This window comes from Paenibacillus paridis (genome assembly GCF_006345825.1).
In the GTDB taxonomy this organism is placed as follows: domain Bacteria; phylum Bacillota; class Bacilli; order Paenibacillales; family Paenibacillaceae; genus Pristimantibacillus; species Pristimantibacillus paridis.
Genome location: NZ_VCIX01000085.1, coordinates 96,166 through 113,614 on the forward strand (window position 1 = coordinate 96,166; position 17,449 = coordinate 113,614).

A 17,449-nucleotide genomic window follows, 5' to 3' on the forward strand; every position below is an offset into this window, starting at 1 on the left:
AATCGACAAGCTGGTTTGGTATTTTTGTAGTAATGATTAGCACTCGATACTATTGAGTGCTAACGACGGGAAACAAAATAATGGAATGAACAATATCGTAGGGGGTATTCGAATGCTGACGGAACGACAACGGATGATTTTGCATGCAATAGTGGATGATTATATTCGCTCGGCTGAACCAGTCGGCTCACGCAGTATTTCGAAGCGCGGCGACGTTGGCTTTAGTCCAGCTACCATTCGCAATGAAATGGCGGATCTTGAGGAGCTTGGGTTTCTGGAACAGCCGCATACGTCAGCAGGGCGTGTCCCATCCACGAAAGGTTACCGTTATTATGTCGACCATTTAGTGAAGCTTAACGAAGTGGATGAGAATGATATTGGCATGGTCCGCTCGTTCGTTACGGACAAAATGAACCAAATGGAACAAGTCATTCAGCAAACAGCGATGATTTTGTCCAATTTAACCAATTATACATCCATTTTGCTTGGACCTGAGATGTTCAGCACGTCGCTTAAGCATTTTGGCCTAGTGCCGCTTGATCAAACGTCGGCGGTTGCCATCATTGTTACAAACACGGGGCATGTTGAAAATAGAACGATATCGATTCCGGAAGGCCTCAAAATGGAGGACATGGAGAAGGTCGTTAATATTTTGAATACGAGGCTCGTGGGCGTTCCGCTGATTCGGCTCAGATCAAAGCTTTACACAGAAGTCGGGCAAGAGCTTGAACGGCATGTGGACCATTACGAGCAGCTGCTGCAAGTTCTGGATCACGCACTGCAGAATGAAGATGAGCATAGGATCTTCCTCGGCGGGACGACCAACATGCTGACACAACCGGAGTTCAAGGATGTAGACAAGGTAAAAACGATTTTGGACTTACTTGATGAGACACCAGCCATCATGAAAATGTTTTCCGGCCTTCCGTCAGGTATACAAGTACGTATCGGTACAGAAAATGACCATAAGGCAATTAGCGATTGCAGTCTAATCACGGCAACCTATGCTATTGACGGTCAATCGCTGGGAACGATCGGCATTCTAGGACCAACGCGAATGGAATACGGCAAAGTCATCAGCCTGCTGGATCTTATATCCAAGGATATGGCGGTTCTTCTGGGCCGCTGGTATAAATGATCCTGCAACTGCTGCGGATGCCAAGTTTGCTGCGTAAACTTTTAAGGAGGTGATTGCATGAGTACGAAGGAGCAACATAATGAAGCGGCCGAGGCTGCCGAGGAAGTTATATCGACTGAGCAATCAGAGCAAGGTAATGAGGAGACAGCAAATGAGGTTTCCGAAGAGGATGCTCGTTATGTGGAGCTTGTGAAGCAGGCGGAAGAAAGCCAGCAGCGCTTGCTGCGCGCACAAGCGGACTTCGATAATTTCCGGCGCCGTACGCTCAAAGAGAAAGAAGAGCTTGGCCAATATGCTTCGATGAAATTGATCGGCCAGCTGCTGCCGGTTGTGGATAATTTCGAACGCGCAGTAGCCGCGGCATCGGTCAACGGTGATTTTGAATCGCTCGCGAAGGGCGTAGACATGATCTTCCGTCAATTAGAGCAAACGCTGGAGCAAGAAGGCCTTAAAGCCATGAATGTTGTTGGCGAGCCATTTAACCCTGATTTCCACCAGGCCATTATGCAGGTTGATTCAGACGAGCATGAAGAAGGTATTATTGTGGAGGAAGTGCAGAAAGGCTATATTTTGAAAGACAAGGTATTGCGCCCTGCCATGGTTAAAGTCAGCAGCTAAGCCCTAATGACTTCATTCCATAAATAAGATAATGAAAGCTAGCTTAGCTTTAAAATACAATAGAATGTAGGAGGAACAATAGCTATGAGTAAAGTAATCGGTATTGACCTTGGTACAACGAACTCTTGCGTTGCAGTAATGGAGGGTGGAGAAGCAGTCGTTATCCCTAACCCGGAAGGCAACCGCACAACTCCATCCGTGGTAGGTTTCAAAAAAGACGGCGAGCGTGTAGTCGGCGAAACGGCAAAACGTCAAGCCATTACGAATCCTGACCGTACGATCAGCTCCATCAAGCGCCATATTGGTACGAACCACAAAGAAAAAATCGACGATAAAGATTATACGCCGCAAGAAATTTCTGCAATCATTTTGCAAAAATTGAAATCCGATGCGGAAGCTTACTTAGGTCAAACGGTAACGCAAGCGGTTATTACGGTTCCCGCTTATTTCAATGACAGCCAGCGCCAAGCAACGAAGGATGCAGGCAAAATCGCTGGTCTAGAAGTGCTTCGTATTGTCAACGAGCCAACAGCCGCGGCACTTGCTTACGGCCTTGAGAAAACAGAAGACCAAACGATTCTTGTCTATGACCTTGGCGGCGGTACGTTCGACGTTTCCATTCTTGAGCTTGGCGATGGCTTCTTCGAAGTTAAAGCAACAAGCGGCGACAACAAATTGGGCGGCGATGACTTTGACCAAGTGGTTATCGATCACCTAGTTGCTGAATTCAAAAAAGATCAAGGCATTGATCTCTCCAAAGACAAAGCAGCGGTTCAACGTCTGAAAGATGCGGCTGAGAAAGCGAAAAAAGAGCTTTCCGGTACACTAACATCAGCAATTTCGCTTCCGTTTATTACGATGGTTGACGGCGTTCCTCAGCATTTGGAGCTTAGCCTAACCCGCGCTAAATTCGAAGAGCTGGCTGCTGGGCTTGTTGAGCGTACGCTTGGACCTACTCGTCAAGCGCTTAGCGATGCAGGCATGTCAGCTAGCGATATTGACAAAGTTGTTCTTGTTGGCGGATCGACTCGTATTCCAGCCGTACAAGAAGCTGTTAAAAAATTGATCGGCAAAGATCCGCACAAAGGCGTTAACCCGGATGAGGTTGTTGCGCTAGGCGCAGCCGTTCAGGCAGGCGTATTGACTGGCGACGTAAAAGACGTAGTTCTTCTTGACGTTACGCCATTGTCGCTTGGTATTGAAACAGCAGGCGGCGTGTTCACAAAAATGATCGACCGCAACACGACGATTCCTACGAGCAAGTCCCAAGTGTATTCCACTTACGCGGACAACCAGCCGGGCGTTGAAATTCACGTTCTGCAAGGCGAGCGTTCGATGGCAGCTGGCAACAAAACGCTTGGCCGCTTTACATTAAACGATATTCCTCTTGCACCACGCGGCGTACCGCAAATCGAAGTTACTTTCGATATCGATGCGAACGGTATCGTTAACGTATCGGCGCTAGACAAAGGAACAGGCAAGAGCCAAAAGATCACAATCACTTCTTCAAGCGGCTTGAGCGAAGATGAAATCAATCAAATGATGAAGGACGCTGAGCTGAACGCAGAAGAAGACCGCAAGCGTCGTGATCTGGTTGAAGCAAAAAACAGCGCTGACCAATTGGTTTACTCCGCTGACAAAACGATCAAGGATCTTGGCGATAAAGTGGATGCAGGCGAAATCGAAAAAGCAAACGCAGCGAAAGAAAAAGTTACAGCTGCGCTTGCAACTGACGATCTAGAGCAAATTAATGCAGCTGCAGCTGAGTTGACGGAAATCGTACAGCAGCTTTCCGTTAAGCTTTATGAGCAAGCGGCGCAAGCAGAAGGCGCTGAGCCGGAAGCAGGCAATGGCAATGCTAAAGGAAAAGACAACGTTGTAGATGCCGACTATGAAGTTGTTGACGACAATAAATAAAGTGTAGCGAGCGAGAGGTCAAAGACAGGCGCTACCTGGCTTTGACCTCCTTTCGTGCGCATAGGCACATGGAATCATAAGATAGATAGCGGAGGTGAGAACAGGTGGCAAGCAAGCGCGATTTTTATGAGGTGCTGGGCGTAGGCAAGGACGCTTCAGCAGAAGAAATTAAAAAGTCGTACCGTAAGCTCGCTAGGGAATTCCATCCCGACGTGAACAAAGCTGCGGATGCGGAGACGAAGTTCAAAGAAGTGAAGGAAGCGTATGACGTCTTAAGTGATGACGGCAAACGCTCCACGTATGACCGGTTCGGCCACGTTGATCCTAACCAGGGCATGGGCGGCGGAGGCGGCGCTGATTTCGGAGGCGGCTTTGGCGATATTTTCGATATGTTCTTTGGTGGCGGAGGCGGTCGCCGTGATCCAAATGCACCGCAGCGCGGCAATGATCTTCAATATACGATGACGGTTGAGTTCAAGGAAGCTGTGTTCGGCAAAGAAACCGAAATTACGATTCCGCGTACGGAAACCTGCGACACCTGTCACGGTGACGGAGCCAAGCCGGGCACGAAGCCCGAATCTTGTTCCGTATGTAAGGGAAGCGGCCAACAAGAGGTTGTCCAAAATACGCCATTCGGCCGTATGGTCAATCGCCGCGCTTGTACGAATTGCAGCGGCACAGGCCGTGTTATTAAAGATAAATGTTCGACGTGCCATGGCGCTGGAAAAGTAAAACGCCAACGCAAAATCAATATCCGCATCCCTGCGGGTGTCGATGACGGTGCTCAAATCCGCATGACTGGCGAGGGCGAAGGCGGACTGCGCGGCGGACCAGCGGGTGATTTGTACATTGTGATTCGCGTGAAATCGCATGAGTTCTTCGAGCGCGAGGGCGATGATATCTACTGCGAGGTTCCGCTTACTTTCGTTCAAGCGGCGCTTGGGGATGAGATTGAAATTCCGACCCTGACTGAGAAGGTGAAGCTTAAAGTGCCTGCGGGCACGCAAACGGGCACGTACTTCCGGCTGAAAGGCAAAGGGGTTCCGAAGCTGCGTGGATACGGCCAAGGCGATCAGCATGTGAAGGTGACAATCGTTACCCCAACAAGTCTGACGGATGACCAAAAGGATTTGCTTCGCCAATTCGGCGGTCTGACCGGTGATTCGGTATCCAATGATCAAGAGCACCATGAATCTATTTTTGATAAAATGAAAAAGGCGTTCCGGGGCGAATAACCCGGCACGTCTTTTTTTCTTTTTGGGCTGTATAGGAATTGGCGCACAAACATATTCTATCCGGGTAGGAAAACCATACATCTACACACAACCGGAGGGAATAATAAGATGACTGACAACATTAACTTGGAAAAAGAGAACTTTGGAAACCTGCCTGTAGGAGAAAATGAGGATGTAGAGTTTTCCGAAGAGCTGGCAGATGAGGCAGATCGCAAAGCGGCTGAGCGTGCAGCCGCAGCCGATCAGCGCAACGAGCAGGAATAATGAACCGATTGGAGCTACAAGCCACGTTTAGCGGCGAAGGCACAGCTCAAGAGGCTCTGCGCAAGCTGCAGGCGCTTCGCGCTACAGATGTAAGCGGGTTGATCGATAGCGGGACTTTGACGGCAACGATTGACGCCGATGTCGCTGAACGTGCGCTTCGCCTGATCAGTCAAATTGACGGAAACGCAAACGCGACTATCACTTAAATGCAAAGAGACTGCAGGCTGAATATGAGCCTGCAGTCTTTTTTTTGATCATTAGCCTTATTTTATTCCGCTGCGTCTTGCAAGGCATGGCTTTCTGGTCGCAAGGATCTAACCAATAAGTCGCGAAGCTCGCCGTACCTTGAATGCTTGCGTACGAAGGTAAAAGGCTCGGAGCGTTTGTTGAGCGGATTTGGCATGTCTACCTCGATTCGCCCTGGCGCAGCTTGCATCGTTATAATCCGGGTGCCAAGCAGCAGTGCCTCATCCACGTCATGCGTAATGAATACAATCGTTTTACCAGAGTTCACCCAGATTTTACGGATTAGATATTGCAGCGATTCGCGTGTAATCGCATCAAGCGAAGCGAATGGCTCATCCATGAGAATAATACGCGGATCTGTAGCCAGTGCTCTGGCAATTGCCGTACGCTGCTTCATGCCGCCAGAGAGCTGGAATGGAAACAAGGAAGAATAAGAGGTTAATCCGACTTGCTTCACAATGGAAGCTGCTTTTTCTTTCCGTTCAGCACGCGGGCAGCTTAGCATTTTCAGGCCAAATTCCACGTTGCTTTGCACGCTCAGCCATGGGAACAGATTGGCATGCTGGAAGACGACGCCAACCTCGTGATGCGGCCGGTAGTGTGGTCGTTCATAGATGCTTACCATGCCGGAGGTAGGCTGCTCGTAACCGGCCGCTACTTTAAGCAGCGACGTTTTTCCGCATCCGGAAGGGCCTAGTATACAAACGAATTCACCCTCTTGGATGGAAAGATTAATATGGCCGAGCACTTCGGCATTCGTTTTGCCGTTAGGATAAATAAGCTTTACGCCACGCATCGTTATAGCTTGAACAGGCTCATCTGCGGCGAGACTTGATTGGAAGACTTGAACGGCAGCTTCTGTCATTGTGATTACCTCCTATCTGATTATGGTAAGGACGATTAATGCTTCAGCGATTCATTCCAAATGCCTTGTTGGTATGCAGCGGCATCCGGGGCGGAAGGTATAGTTTTCTGATCGACCAGAAATTGGCCGGTTTGCTCAAGCACCTGGGCAAATCCGCTTGTGCTGCCATCTGCTCCGAGATATTTGGCGCCCTGCTGCTCAGCAGCATTCAGCCATACAAGCTCATGGAGCTGGGTCAGCGTATCCGCTTCGGATTGGCTGAGGAGCGGGGCGACCGCCTTGGCGGCTTCATCGGGATTCGAACGGTACAAAGCTATGGCTTCATCAAGAACGGCGACGTAATCCTTTACGAACTGCGGATATTGTTCTGCGAATTTCTTGCCGACGATTCCGACGTCAGCGGTGATGATGCCTTGTTCGGACAAGGTTTTCGCTGAAATTAATAGCTTGCCGTCATCGGCAACTAACTTCGCAAGCGAAGGCTGCCATACGAATGCTCCGTCAATGTCCTTGCGCTGCCATGCTGCGACGATATCAGGCGGCTGAAGATCAAGGATGCTGACGGAAGCGGGGTCCACGCCTTCTTGTTTAAGTGCGGACAATAAACTGAAATGAGTTGTTGATCCGTACGGAACAGCGATTTTTTTGCCAACGAGGTCCTTTACGCTGTTGATGCCAGCGCTGTTGCGGACAGCCAGAGCTTCGTTATCGCCTATCACGTCATGCAGGAAATAAACGGAATAAGGCAAGTCATTGGCTAAGCCGATGGCTACCGGTACGGAGCCCGCAAGTCCGAGATCGATTCCGCCCGCGGCGAACGCAGTGTTGACATCGCGACCAGAATCAAAGGGTACCCAGGTAACTTTTACATCGGGAAACTTTTTCTCTGCAAGTCCAAGCGCTTTAGCGAGCAGTTCTGCATTGGGAATAATCTGAAAGCCAATACGAACTTCTTTGGGAAGGGCTGCGGAAGCAGGCTCGGCCGTAGGGTCAGCTTTGGTTGCTGGGGAAGGGGCCTCTGTTTCTTTAGTGACGGCTGCTTCTGTAGCTTGGCTTACAGGCTCGTTAGAGCCGCAGGCGGTAAGTATGCTAAATAGGGAAAAGAGCAATACAACGGTCCATAATCCTGTTAACTTATTCTTTTTTATCATTTCTCTACACTCCTATTTTCATCTCATTCTTTCCCGCTCCATGGAACAAGCTTTCTCTCAAGCCATCGAAGAGCAGAATCAATTAACAAAGCGATAAGTCCCATAATGATAATGCCCGCAAAAATAATATCACTGCGCAGAAACTTACTTGCATCAAGCACCATCCAGCCGATGCCGGACATCGCGGCGACCATCTCAGCAGCAACCAGCGTTGTGTAACTGACCCCAATGGCCGTGCGGATTCCCGTAAAGATCTCAGGCAAAGCGGAAGGGAACAATACATAAACGAAAAGCTTGATTTTGCTGGCACCAAGCGACTTTGCTGCATGAATCCGGTCTGCGGATACCCGTCTAACTCCTGCTACTACTGCAATGTATAAAGGAGCGAATGCTGCCAGAAAGAGCAAGGCAATCTTCGAAGAATCACCGATGCCGAGCCATAATACGAGCATCGTATAGTACGCAAGCGGAGGCAGAGGGCGATAAAATTCGATAAACGGATCAACAAGCGACCGAATAGTCAGAGATGAGCCGCTAATCAGCCCTAGCGGGATGGCGGTCACAAGCGCGAGCGCGAAGGCGCTGCCAAGCCGCAATAAGCTATCCCCAATGTGATGGGCTAGTGAGCTTCCTTTGTAGCCCTCTTGCAAAATTTGGACAAAAGCAAGCCAAACCTTGCCTGGGGCGGGTATGAATAACGGATTTACCCATTGCAAGCGCGTCACGAGCCACCATATGAGCAATACGAATAGGATGGCCGAGACAGATACAGCAAAAGGATAGGCCCTATGCTTGGTCCAAGCAGTTGGAGCTTGACGATTAAAGGTTCTTTCCAGGCTGGTATTGATAAGCAACCATCTCCCCGTTTGGTCCCGAGCTTGCCGCGTTGGAATGGACGGAGCGCAGTTTAGGGAATAACAGCTCTGCTACCCGGTATGCTTCTTCCAAATGCGGATACCCGGATAAAATAAAGGTTTCTACTCCGAGTGCTGCGTACTCTCGAAGCCGCTCCGCAACCGTATCGGCGTCCCCGACAAGCGCGGTACCCGCACCGCCTCTAACGAGGCCAATGCCTGCCCAAAGGTTCGGTGAAATTTCCAGCTTGTTCCGATCGCCGCCATGCAGTTCAGTCATGCGTTTCTGTCCATGGGAATCCATCCGAGCATAAACCTGTTGGGCTTTGGCAATAACATCATCGTCCAAATGGCGAATGAGCTGGTTAGCGGCCTGCCATGCTTCTTCATTCGTTTCTCTGACGATGATATGCAGCCGAATGCCGAATTTTACAGATCTTCCTTGTGCAAAGGCCGCTTTCCGGACTTGCGTCAGCTTCTGTTGCACTTGCTCGGGAGCTTCTCCCCATGTCAAGTAATGATCGGCATGCTTCGCAGCGGTTTCAATCGCGGCCGGAGAAGAGCCGCCAAAGAAAATAGGAGGATGCGGCTGCTGCAGGGGCGGGAAAAAATTAACGGCTTCGCTAACTTTGATATGCTTGCCGTCGAGGCTGAATGCTTTCCTGTCGGTAAGAAGGTTTCGCCAGACCGTCATAAACTCATCAGTCAATTGATAACGCTCGTCATGATCAAGAAATAAACCATCCGCCGCTAATTCTTCAGGGTCTCCACCAGCTACTACATTCACAAGCAATCGGCCGCCAGAGCTGCGGTCGAAGCTGGCTGCCATTCTTGCTGCAAGCGTAGGCGACATGAGGCCGGGCCTAACCGCAATTAGAAATTTCAATTGTTTGGTTGCAGCAATAAGCGATGAAGCAGTAACCCAAGGGTCCTCGCAGGCTCTTCCCGTAGGAAGCAATACGCCATGGAAACCGAGGTCATCCGCTGCCGTTGCGATTTGCCTGAAATAAGCGGGCGTCGTTGTCCTTGCACCGAGGTCGGTTCCAACATAACGGCCGTCCCCGTAGGTCGGGATAAACCAGAAAAATTCCAATTTATTCATCCTTTTCATCCAGTTTAAATATTAATCACATCGGATAAGTTGGTATAATACCCATAAAAAAAGCATAACGCCCCTTTTTGAAAAGTAGCCATTATGCGTCGCCAGCGATCTGGTAGACAAGAGGTGAATAATTATTCACTATGTGAACATGATAGCAGCAATTGCCATAAATAGTCAATCGTTTTCTTTGGCCGGGGAAGCTGGCTATTTTAAGAGCAAGGCAAGCATTTTATCGGGAGTTAGCATCGCGATCTCGTGAATGCCCGGTATGTTGTGCAAAATAAGCCCTTCCATCATAGAAACGTAGATCAGCGCAAGCTCCAAACTTTCCCCGTTCTTGATAACGCCTTCCGCTTGCCCTTCTGCGATCATTTCTGCCATTGGCCGTAAATTGTCAATAAATCTAGCGCTAACCGCTTGCGTTACGTGCTCTGGCACAGCCTCTGATGTTCGGGCATATTGCAAAATAACGGTAATTGCCCATCCGTTCCGATAAGAGAGCCAGTTTTCAGTATACCAATATAGTTTGTCATAAGCGGAGCCCTCCAAGTCGAGCGCATGTTCGACAAATTCCCGGTATTCCTGCTGACCGCTTTCTACCAAGGCTTTGAAAATATCTTCTTTGGAGCGGAAATATTTATAAACGTTTCCAACGCTAATGCCGGCAGTTGACGCGATATCAGCGATTTTTGTGGCGGGCAGCCCCCGCCTTGCAATGACATGCATGGCTGCCTCCAATATTTGGCGCTGCCTTTCGTCACGCAGTTTTTGATCCTTCTCTATATTTCTAGGTGACATGGGTGTAGCGTTCCTCCCTGCAATAATTGGCTTGTTAACGTATAGCCGGCTCCTTTGGCGCGTTTTGTAATGATTGTAGCATAATTGCCGCGGACGGTCGCATCTGTCATTTCTTTGTGCAAAGGCGGTACTCTGGTGTACAATAGATGTTAGGTTTTTATAGCGAAACGTTTGTCTGGCTGACGAGAGTCGGCGATAGCCGTTTACGATTGTTATTGGAGGATACTACATATGAAATGGCATGAAATTACAATCTCTACAACCGAAGAGGCGCAAGAGATGATATCGAACTTTTTGCATGAATTGGGAGCAGGGGGCGTTTCGATAGAAGAATCAGGGACGCTCAGCAAGCAGCGCGATACGTCGCTCGGCCAATGGTATGAGCTTCCGCTTAATGATATTCCAGAAGGGCAGGCCGTAATTAAGGGGTATTTTGGCGAAGACACGGATACAGATGCGTTGATTGCGGCGATTAGACCGCGCGTCGAGGAGCTGCGCGAGTTCGATATTGATCCTGGCAATGTAGAATACACTGCACTTGTCGTAGATGATGAGGACTGGGCCACGGCATGGAAGCAATACTTTAAGCCGCTCCGCGTCTCGGATACGTTAACGATTAAGCCTACATGGGAAGAATATGAGGCAAGCGAAAACGAGCGCATTATTGAACTCGATCCCGGCATGGCTTTCGGGACAGGCACTCACCCGACTACAGCGCTTTGCTTGCAGACCCTTGAATCCGTAATACGCGGTGGAGAAGAAGTTATCGATGTTGGAACAGGGTCTGGTATTCTTGCTATAGGCGCATGCCGATTAGGCGCGAAGAGCGTAGTTGCGCTTGATTTGGACCCGATCGCGGTGTCGAGTGCAACCGAGAACGTCAAGCTGAACGATTTGTCAGAGCAAGTCGAAGTCAGGCTTAGCGATTTGCTTGGTGTGATCAAGGAAGATTCAGCCGCTCTAGAGAAAACGTCTGGCAGCCAATCCATGGGCGTAACTGTGCCCGTGGATCTGGTCGTTGCGAATATTTTGGCAGAGATCATATTGTTGTTCGTTGATGATGTATATGAAGCGCTTAAGCCGAACGGCATTTACATTGCTTCTGGTGTGTACAAGAATAAAGAAACAGACGTGGAAGAAGGCTTAATCCGCTCTGGGTTTGAACTTGTCGAGAAGCGCCGCGATGAGGAATGGATTGCATTCGTTGCGAGAAAGCCGCAGGTGGTTTAATGGATCTGCAAAGTTTTTTTCGGAATCCGCTAGAGGATTTGCCGTTTATCGTACTGGCACTGATCATTTCCTTTACGGTGCATGAATTTGCGCATGCTTACAGCGCGTATAAGTTTGGCGACGATACTGCCTACAACGCAGGCCGGGTTACGCTGAACCCACGCGTCCATCTGGATGTATTAGGCATGGTTTTGATCTTAATCGCAGGTTTTGGATGGGCAAAGCCCGTTCCGGTCAATCCGAGTAAATTCAGCAGTCCGCGGCTAATGAGCATTATCGTCACGGTGGTAGGTCCTTTAAGCAATTTGTTGATGGGAATTATCGGGGTTTTCCTGTTCGTTGGGCTTGATGCGGCAGGTGTATTGGAAGCAAGCTCTCAGGGAGTCAGTGCAGCGATACAAAGGTTTTTCATGTATTTTATATCCTATAATTTTTTGCTGTTTATTTTTAATTTAATTCCTTTGCCTCCGCTAGATGGCTACCGGATCATCGCTGATCTATTGCCGCTTAAGATTCGGTACAAAATGGATCAAAATGTGCAATGGGGCATGTTCATTTTCCTGCTCATCGTGTTTATTCCACCGCTTCGGCGCGTAACGCTGGACCCGATATTGTCGATTGGCAGCACAATGGCAAGCGATATGTTAAGGTTCGCTTACGATGTTTTTTTCTAAAGCTAACCATACGTTGTGAAATTGGGAAAGAACGGCTTGGCAACGGTTTCTGATAGATTTAGAACAGCTATACATGCTATTATGAAGGATGGAATTTGTTTAAGGGTGGTTATGAATTAAGATGCAACGATATTTTGTAGCGGCGGAGCAATTCGGAGACAACGAGATTCGCTTAACGGGCGAGGATGCGCATCACGCGGTCAGGGTCATGCGTTCGAAGCCTGGCGATAAATTCATCGTTAGCGACGGGCAGTCGCGGACGGCGTTGGTTGCTGTAGCGGAAGCTTCTCCAACGCTAATAACAGCGGAAATCATTGAAATGCTAGATGCGGACAGCGAACCTGCATGGTCCGTCACCATTGCGCAAAGTTTGCCCAAAGGCGATAAGATGGAGCTGGTCATCCAGAAAGGGACTGAGATTGGCGCTTACGCGTTTATTCCTTTTCAGTCGGAGCGGATGGTTGTGCAGTACGATGCCAAGAAGGAAGCGAAACGGATAGAGCGATGGAGCAAAATCGCTAAGGAAGCAGCGGAGCAAGCCCATCGCAGCCGGATTCCGGCTATTGAGCCATTGAAGAGCTGGCGTGAGCTGGTTCAAGCGATAGGCGATTATGATCTGGTCCTGTTTTGCTACGAGCGCGAAGGTCACGCTGCCCATGGAAGAGGGATTCGTTCCGCGGTTGAAGAATGGCGGCAAAGCGCATCTACGGTCGGTGCAGCGAAAGTGCTGCTTATCGTAGGGTCCGAGGGAGGCTTTACAGACCGGGAAGCGAAAGAGGCAGAAGCTGCAGGTGCCGTACTGACGGGACTCGGCAGAAGAATATTAAGAACGGAAACAGCAGGCCTTGTAGGATTAACCTGCTTATTATATGAATCCGGAGAAATGGGAGGAGCGTAACAACTATGCCAACAGTCGCATTTTATACGCTGGGCTGCAAAGTAAACTTCTATGATACAGAAGCGATTTGGCAGCTATTTAAGAACGAAGGTTACGAGCAGGTCGATTTCGAAGCGACCGCTGATGTTTATTTAATTAATACATGTACCGTGACAAATACGGGAGATAAGAAGAGCCGCCAGATTATTAGACGGGCTGTGCGCCGCAATCCGGATGCCGTCATTGCGGTAACTGGCTGTTATGCTCAGACCTCTCCCGCGGAAATTATGGCAATCGAAGGCGTGGACCTTGTCATCGGGACACAGGACCGCGAGAAAATTATGAGCTTTGTTGATCAGATTCAAGGTGACCGCAAACCGGTCAACGCTGTGCGCAACATTATGAAGACGCGTGACTTTGAAGAGTTGGACGTTCCGGACTTTTCCGAACGGACGAGGGCATTTCTGAAAATTCAGGAAGGATGCAATAATTTCTGCACCTTCTGCATTATTCCGTGGTCGCGGGGCCTCTCACGCAGCCGTGCGCCTCAAAGCGTGCTGGAGCAGGCGAAGCAGCTAGTAGCCTCGGGTTATAAGGAAATCGTATTGACGGGCATTCACACGGGTGGCTATGGCGATGATATGGAAAATTACAATCTAACGAGCCTCCTTTGGGATTTGGACAAAATTGAGGGTCTCGAGCGGATTCGGATCAGCTCCATTGAAGCAAGCCAAATCGATGACGCGATGATCGACGTATTGAACCGTTCAACCAAAATGTGCCGTCACCTTCATATTCCGCTTCAAGCGGGAGAGGACTCCGTGCTAAAGCGTATGCGCCGCAAGTATACGACTGCGGAGTTTGCAGCAAAGATCAAGAGGCTGCACGAAGCCATGCCTGGCGTAGCGATTACGACGGACGTTATTGTGGGCTTCCCTGGTGAAACGGAAGAGATGTTTGAGAGCGGCTTCCGCTTCATGGAGGATCTGAAGTTTGCTGAAATGCATGTGTTCCCATACTCGAAACGTACGGGAACGCCTGCTGCCCGGATGGATGAGCAAGTCGAAGACGAGATTAAGAACGAACGCGTGCACAAGCTAATCGACTTATCAGAGAAAATGCAGCTTGCATACGCGAAGCAGTATGTGGGTCAGGTGCTTGATGTCATTCCTGAGCGGGATTATAAAGGAGCGCCTGGAACAGGGCTCGTGATGGGCTACACGGATAACTATATTCAAGTGGTATTCAACGGTACCGAAGCCTTGATCGGAAAGCTTTGCCGGGTCAAAATTACGGAAGCGGGCGTAAACGAATGCCGCGCCAAGCTGGTTCGCGTTTTGGATGAGCTACCCGCAGCAGATAATGATACTGAATTGCATAGCTTTGTTCTGGAACGTCCAGAAGCGATAAGAGCATAACCAAAGCCAGATCAATGCGGGGGTTCCTTTGCTAATCGATTCCCTTTCGGGAATCGATGGAGGAATCCTTTGCTGCATATACTATCCAAATGAATGCTGCAGGGGGGAAACGGACATGAAGGAAATTTCAGCAGGCGGTGTCGTATATCGCCGAAACGAGGAAGGAAAGCTTCAAATTCAGCTCATTCAGGATCGTTACGGAAAAGTATCGCTGCCAAAAGGGAAAATGGAAGCCGGCGAAACAATTGAACAGACGGCCTTGCGGGAAATCGCTGAAGAAACCGGGCTTGAAGGCGTCATTATCGCTCCCATTGACCAGATTAAATATAAGTATGAGCATGAGAAGCTGGGCTCCGTAGATAAAGAGGTCCATTATTATTTGGTAGAAGCCGTAGGAGGCTCCTTGCAGGCCCAGGTGGAAGAGATACGCGGAGTAGATTGGTTCGAGCCCCAGGATGCCTGGAGACGGCAGAAACAATCGGGCTACGATAACAATCATCGCATTGTTGCAGGCGCTTTCCAATTGCTCGGTTTGCAAACGGATTAGTATTAGTGCCGTGCTGACGGCCCGAGGCGGCGAAAGATGCCAAGATAGCAGAACGGAAGCGCAATTAAAGAGCTCAGTACGTTAAAGATCGTTTGCGTATGGGCAATTTGCCCGGCAGGGGTTGCAGATATCCATTCGGATAGGGAGGTAAGCTCTCCTACAAAGGGCATAAATAGCAAAGCTCCCCCAGCATTTAGCACAACATGAGACCAAGCGACATATTGTCCCGCTTTTGTTCCGCCGATGGAGGCAAGCAAAGCAGTCGCGCATGTGCCGATATTTGCGCCGAGCACCACGGCAATGCCCAGTTCAATTGGCATTGCGCCTACGGATACAAAGCCCATAATGATTCCGATAACGGCCGCGCTGCTGTGAACGGCAGCAGTAAGAACGGCGCCGGCTGCTAGTCCCCACCATAGGCTCTCGCCTGCTTTATCGAGAAACCAACTGAAAAAAGGGCTGTCTTGAACAGCGGGGCCTACGCCTTGCATCATTCCCATTCCAGTTAGCAGCAAAGCAAATCCGCAAAGAACGACCGAAGAGGAACGAAGCGGATCCAGCCAACGGGTATTGCGAAGCGCTGGCACGATGCGCAATTCGCCAAGCATGGCCGTAGCGATCCAGATCGCCAAAGATACAGCGAGTAAGGGCACAGCAAGCTTGTTCAAATTTAAACCAATAAGCTCTGTCGTGATGCAGGTGCCGATATTGGTGCCCAGAATGATGCCGAGCGTGCGCGGAAAGGTTAGCAAGCCGGCGTTCACCATCCCGATTGCAAGGACGGTAACAGCGGTGCTGCTTTGAAGAAAAGCAGTAGTGACCGTGCCTATCGCTAGTCCGTGGATCGGCGTTGCTGTTGAACTCTCGAGTACGCCTGTCAGGAATGGACCGGCTAAACGGTGTAGAGCGAGCTCCATCAGCTTCATGCCGCACATGAATACTGCGAAACCAAGAAGCATGGGAATGAGAATAGAATGAATCATGGGATGCTCTCCTTATCTGTTTGTAAAGGGTGCATTTCGTAACTATACATATGCTGTTGTAAGTACAAGCATGACAAGCATTATCCAAACGAGGGGAAGAGAAAACAACGTGAGCCATCCGAAAATTTATCTATTGAAAGCAAGAAAGAAACGATTGGAACAAGGTCATCCCTGGGTTTATGCAACGGAAATCGACCGACTGGAGGGTGACGCGCAGCCAGGGGATTTGGTAGATGTCGTTAACCATCAAGGCCGCTATTTGGCAACAGGGTATTGGAATCCAAAGTCCCAAATTACGGTGCGCATCGTTGCTTATCAGCCGATTGCTGCTATGGATGCTGATTTTTTCCGCAGCCGGCTTCGTGCATGCGCAGAGCATCGCCGCCGTTTCGTAGCCGACGGTGATTGCCGTCTCGTTTACGGGGAAGCGGATTTCCTTCCTGGTCTAGTTGTCGACCGCTTTAATCATGTGTTGGTTCTTCAGCTTCTGACTTTGGGGATGGATGTTCGCAGGGAAGCGCTGATTGAGGCGCTAATCGATGTATTTCAGCCTCAGGGGATTTATGAGCGAAGCGATGTGAGCGTTCGTACGCTGGAGGGTCTGGAGGAGCGGACGGGCGTGCTTTATGGCGAATGTCCGTCCATTATTGAAATTGAAGAGAACGGATTAAAGCTGGAGGTCGATATCGTTGAAGGCCAGAAAACGGGCTATTTCTTCGACCAACGCGAGAACCGGGCCGCTATTGCACCGCTAATGACAGGCTGGGGAGGCCGCAGCGGCATCCGTCTGGCAAGCCGTGCAGCGGCTGAAGCGGGAGATAAGGAAGCTCTTGAAGCCTCGACTCGGACTGGTGAAGCAACAGATCTTGTACCTGTAAACGCTAATGGCAAGATCGTTACGTTCCCTTATTGGGATGGGGCCTCCGTGCTAGAGTGCTTTGCCCATACCGGAAGCTTTACTTTGCATGCTTGTAAATATGGGGCGAAGAAAGTGACATGCCTCGATGTATCGGAGCACGCAATCGAGACTGCCAAACGCAATGTAGAGCGCAATGGCTTTACGGACCGGGTAGAATTTGTCGTCGCTGACGCCTTTGAATATTTGCGCGCCCAGGTCAAAGGAATCGATGAGCGCAAGCAGCGCAGCCTAGGCGGCGTGGATACGTCGAAGAAGCTGGAGAGCTCTGCAGGTCGAACATGGGACGTAGTCATTCTGGACCCGCCTGCCTTTGCCAAAACGAAGAGTGCTGTGGCTGGCGCTTGCCGCGGATACAAAGACATTAACCTGCAAGGACTCAAGCTAGTGAATGAAGGGGGATATCTCGTCACGGCAAGCTGCTCGTACCATATGCGTCCGGAATTGTTTTTGGAGACTATTCAAGAAGCCGCCGTGGATGCAGGCAAGCAGCTGCGCTTGGTGGAATGGCGCGCCGCAGGGAAAGATCACCCGCAATTGCTTGGCGTCAACGAAGGACATTATTTAAAATTCGCGATTTTTGAAGTAAGAAGCAAATAATCCAAGTGGAAATACA

The 17,449-nt window shown here is 49.8% G+C and carries 18 protein-coding genes; 12 read left to right on the top strand and 6 right to left on the bottom strand.

The features are described 5' to 3' along the window. The first annotated feature begins 112 nt into the window (after nucleotides 1-112). The 6 genes from hrcA (at nucleotide 113) to FJQ58_RS13860 (ending at nucleotide 5,378) form a co-directional block, all read left to right on the top strand. Complete coding sequence (gene hrcA / locus FJQ58_RS13835) at nucleotides 113-1,138, top strand: heat-inducible transcriptional repressor HrcA (protein ID WP_139994319.1); 1,026 nt, start codon at nucleotides 113-115, stop codon at nucleotides 1,136-1,138. Between the two features lie 57 nt (nucleotides 1,139-1,195). Continuing rightward, entirely contained in the window at nucleotides 1,196-1,756 is a 561-nt protein-coding gene (grpE, locus tag FJQ58_RS13840) for a nucleotide exchange factor GrpE (protein WP_139994321.1), read from the top strand. 84 nt (nucleotides 1,757-1,840) lie between these two features. Next, the gene (gene dnaK, locus FJQ58_RS13845) at nucleotides 1,841-3,673 is read left to right on the top strand and encodes a molecular chaperone DnaK (RefSeq protein WP_139994323.1); all 1,833 of its coding nucleotides are present in this window, start codon (nucleotides 1,841-1,843) and stop codon (nucleotides 3,671-3,673) included. Between the two features lie 104 nt (nucleotides 3,674-3,777). Next, the gene (gene dnaJ, locus FJQ58_RS13850; protein WP_139994325.1) at nucleotides 3,778-4,908 is read left to right on the top strand and encodes a molecular chaperone DnaJ; all 1,131 of its coding nucleotides are present in this window, start codon (nucleotides 3,778-3,780) and stop codon (nucleotides 4,906-4,908) included. 108 nt (nucleotides 4,909-5,016) lie between these two features. After that, entirely contained in the window at nucleotides 5,017-5,172 is a 156-nt protein-coding gene (locus tag FJQ58_RS13855; protein WP_139994327.1) for a YfhD family protein, read from the top strand. Next, nucleotides 5,172-5,378 carry a hypothetical protein gene (locus FJQ58_RS13860; protein ID WP_139994329.1) on the top strand — a complete coding sequence of 69 codons (207 nt, stop codon included), beginning with the start codon at nucleotides 5,172-5,174 and terminating at the stop codon, nucleotides 5,376-5,378. The genes FJQ58_RS13855 and FJQ58_RS13860 overlap by 1 nt, the downstream gene beginning before the upstream one ends. A 62-nt stretch (nucleotides 5,379-5,440) precedes the next feature. On the opposite strand, the gene FJQ58_RS13865 is transcribed toward FJQ58_RS13860, so the two are convergent. The 5 genes from FJQ58_RS13865 to FJQ58_RS13885 all read right to left on the bottom strand — a co-directional run bounded on the left by FJQ58_RS13865 (nucleotide 5,441) and on the right by FJQ58_RS13885 (nucleotide 10,188). Continuing rightward, nucleotides 5,441-6,283 (bottom strand): ABC transporter ATP-binding protein, encoded by an 843-nt coding sequence (locus tag FJQ58_RS13865; protein ID WP_202915269.1) that lies wholly within the window; start codon nucleotides 6,281-6,283, stop codon nucleotides 5,441-5,443. Nucleotides 6,284-6,318: 35 nt separating this feature from the next. Further along, the gene (locus FJQ58_RS13870; RefSeq protein ID WP_139994331.1) at nucleotides 6,319-7,434 is read right to left on the bottom strand and encodes a taurine ABC transporter substrate-binding protein; all 1,116 of its coding nucleotides are present in this window, start codon (nucleotides 7,432-7,434) and stop codon (nucleotides 6,319-6,321) included. A gap of 23 nt (nucleotides 7,435-7,457) precedes the next feature. Continuing rightward, on the bottom strand, nucleotides 7,458-8,288 hold the full coding sequence (locus FJQ58_RS13875; RefSeq protein ID WP_238404044.1) for an ABC transporter permease subunit: 831 nt from the start codon (nucleotides 8,286-8,288) through the stop codon (nucleotides 7,458-7,460). Further along, nucleotides 8,254-9,381: an FMNH2-dependent alkanesulfonate monooxygenase gene (gene ssuD, locus FJQ58_RS13880; RefSeq protein ID WP_139994746.1), complete on the bottom strand. Its 1,128-nt coding sequence runs from the start codon at nucleotides 9,379-9,381 to the stop codon at nucleotides 8,254-8,256. The genes FJQ58_RS13875 and ssuD overlap by 35 nt, the downstream gene beginning before the upstream one ends. A 213-nt stretch (nucleotides 9,382-9,594) precedes the next feature. Beyond that, the gene (locus FJQ58_RS13885; protein ID WP_139994333.1) at nucleotides 9,595-10,188 is read right to left on the bottom strand and encodes a TetR/AcrR family transcriptional regulator; all 594 of its coding nucleotides are present in this window, start codon (nucleotides 10,186-10,188) and stop codon (nucleotides 9,595-9,597) included. Nucleotides 10,189-10,419: 231 nt separating this feature from the next. Here FJQ58_RS13885 and prmA point away from each other — a divergent pair, with 231 nt between their 5' ends. The 5 genes from prmA to FJQ58_RS13910 all read left to right on the top strand — a co-directional run bounded on the left by prmA (nucleotide 10,420) and on the right by FJQ58_RS13910 (nucleotide 14,934). Further along, a complete protein-coding gene (gene prmA / locus FJQ58_RS13890; protein WP_139994335.1) occupies nucleotides 10,420-11,418 on the top strand; it encodes a 50S ribosomal protein L11 methyltransferase in 999 nt (332 codons plus the stop codon). After that, nucleotides 11,418-12,092, top strand: a complete 675-nt coding sequence (locus FJQ58_RS13895) for a site-2 protease family protein (protein ID WP_139994337.1) — start codon at nucleotides 11,418-11,420, stop codon at nucleotides 12,090-12,092. Before prmA ends, FJQ58_RS13895 begins: the two co-directional genes overlap by 1 nt. 121 nt (nucleotides 12,093-12,213) lie before the next feature. Then, a complete protein-coding gene (locus tag FJQ58_RS13900; RefSeq protein WP_139994339.1) occupies nucleotides 12,214-12,990 on the top strand; it encodes an RsmE family RNA methyltransferase in 777 nt (258 codons plus the stop codon). Nucleotides 12,991-12,995: 5 nt separating this feature from the next. After that, nucleotides 12,996-14,387: a tRNA (N(6)-L-threonylcarbamoyladenosine(37)-C(2))-methylthiotransferase MtaB gene (gene mtaB, locus FJQ58_RS13905; RefSeq protein WP_139994341.1), complete on the top strand. Its 1,392-nt coding sequence runs from the start codon at nucleotides 12,996-12,998 to the stop codon at nucleotides 14,385-14,387. A 115-nt stretch (nucleotides 14,388-14,502) separates the two neighbouring features. Then, nucleotides 14,503-14,934, top strand: coding sequence for an NUDIX hydrolase (locus FJQ58_RS13910; RefSeq protein ID WP_139994343.1), 432 nt, complete (start codon nucleotides 14,503-14,505; stop codon nucleotides 14,932-14,934). A gap of 2 nt (nucleotides 14,935-14,936) precedes the next feature. Here FJQ58_RS13910 and FJQ58_RS13915 read toward each other — a convergent pair whose 3' ends face one another. Beyond that, nucleotides 14,937-15,917: a Na/Pi cotransporter family protein gene (locus FJQ58_RS13915; RefSeq protein ID WP_139994345.1), complete on the bottom strand. Its 981-nt coding sequence runs from the start codon at nucleotides 15,915-15,917 to the stop codon at nucleotides 14,937-14,939. Between the two features lie 70 nt (nucleotides 15,918-15,987). On the opposite strand from FJQ58_RS13915, the gene FJQ58_RS13920 reads away from it, so the two are divergent. Continuing rightward, entirely contained in the window at nucleotides 15,988-17,433 is a 1,446-nt protein-coding gene (locus FJQ58_RS13920; protein ID WP_139994347.1) for a class I SAM-dependent rRNA methyltransferase, read from the top strand. Nucleotides 17,434-17,449: the final 16 nt, after the last annotated feature.

Coding starts and splice junctions, on each gene's coding strand:
- hrcA (WP_139994319.1), top strand. CDS start 113: ATGCTGACGGAACGACAACGGATGATTTTGCATGCAATAGTGGATGAT.
- grpE (WP_139994321.1), top strand. CDS start 1,196: ATGAGTACGAAGGAGCAACATAATGAAGCGGCCGAGGCTGCCGAGGAA.
- dnaK (WP_139994323.1), top strand. CDS start 1,841: ATGAGTAAAGTAATCGGTATTGACCTTGGTACAACGAACTCTTGCGTT.
- FJQ58_RS13855 (WP_139994327.1), top strand. CDS start 5,017: ATGACTGACAACATTAACTTGGAAAAAGAGAACTTTGGAAACCTGCCT.
- FJQ58_RS13860 (WP_139994329.1), top strand. CDS start 5,172: ATGAACCGATTGGAGCTACAAGCCACGTTTAGCGGCGAAGGCACAGCT.
- FJQ58_RS13865 (WP_202915269.1), bottom strand. CDS start 6,283: ATGACAGAAGCTGCCGTTCAAGTCTTCCAATCAAGTCTCGCCGCAGAT.
- FJQ58_RS13870 (WP_139994331.1), bottom strand. CDS start 7,434: ATGATAAAAAAGAATAAGTTAACAGGATTATGGACCGTTGTATTGCTC.
- FJQ58_RS13885 (WP_139994333.1), bottom strand. CDS start 10,188: ATGTCACCTAGAAATATAGAGAAGGATCAAAAACTGCGTGACGAAAGG.
- prmA (WP_139994335.1), top strand. CDS start 10,420: ATGAAATGGCATGAAATTACAATCTCTACAACCGAAGAGGCGCAAGAG.
- FJQ58_RS13895 (WP_139994337.1), top strand. CDS start 11,418: ATGGATCTGCAAAGTTTTTTTCGGAATCCGCTAGAGGATTTGCCGTTT.
- FJQ58_RS13900 (WP_139994339.1), top strand. CDS start 12,214: ATGCAACGATATTTTGTAGCGGCGGAGCAATTCGGAGACAACGAGATT.
- mtaB (WP_139994341.1), top strand. CDS start 12,996: ATGCCAACAGTCGCATTTTATACGCTGGGCTGCAAAGTAAACTTCTAT.
- FJQ58_RS13910 (WP_139994343.1), top strand. CDS start 14,503: ATGAAGGAAATTTCAGCAGGCGGTGTCGTATATCGCCGAAACGAGGAA.
- FJQ58_RS13915 (WP_139994345.1), bottom strand. CDS start 15,917: ATGATTCATTCTATTCTCATTCCCATGCTTCTTGGTTTCGCAGTATTC.
- FJQ58_RS13920 (WP_139994347.1), top strand. CDS start 15,988: ATGACAAGCATTATCCAAACGAGGGGAAGAGAAAACAACGTGAGCCAT.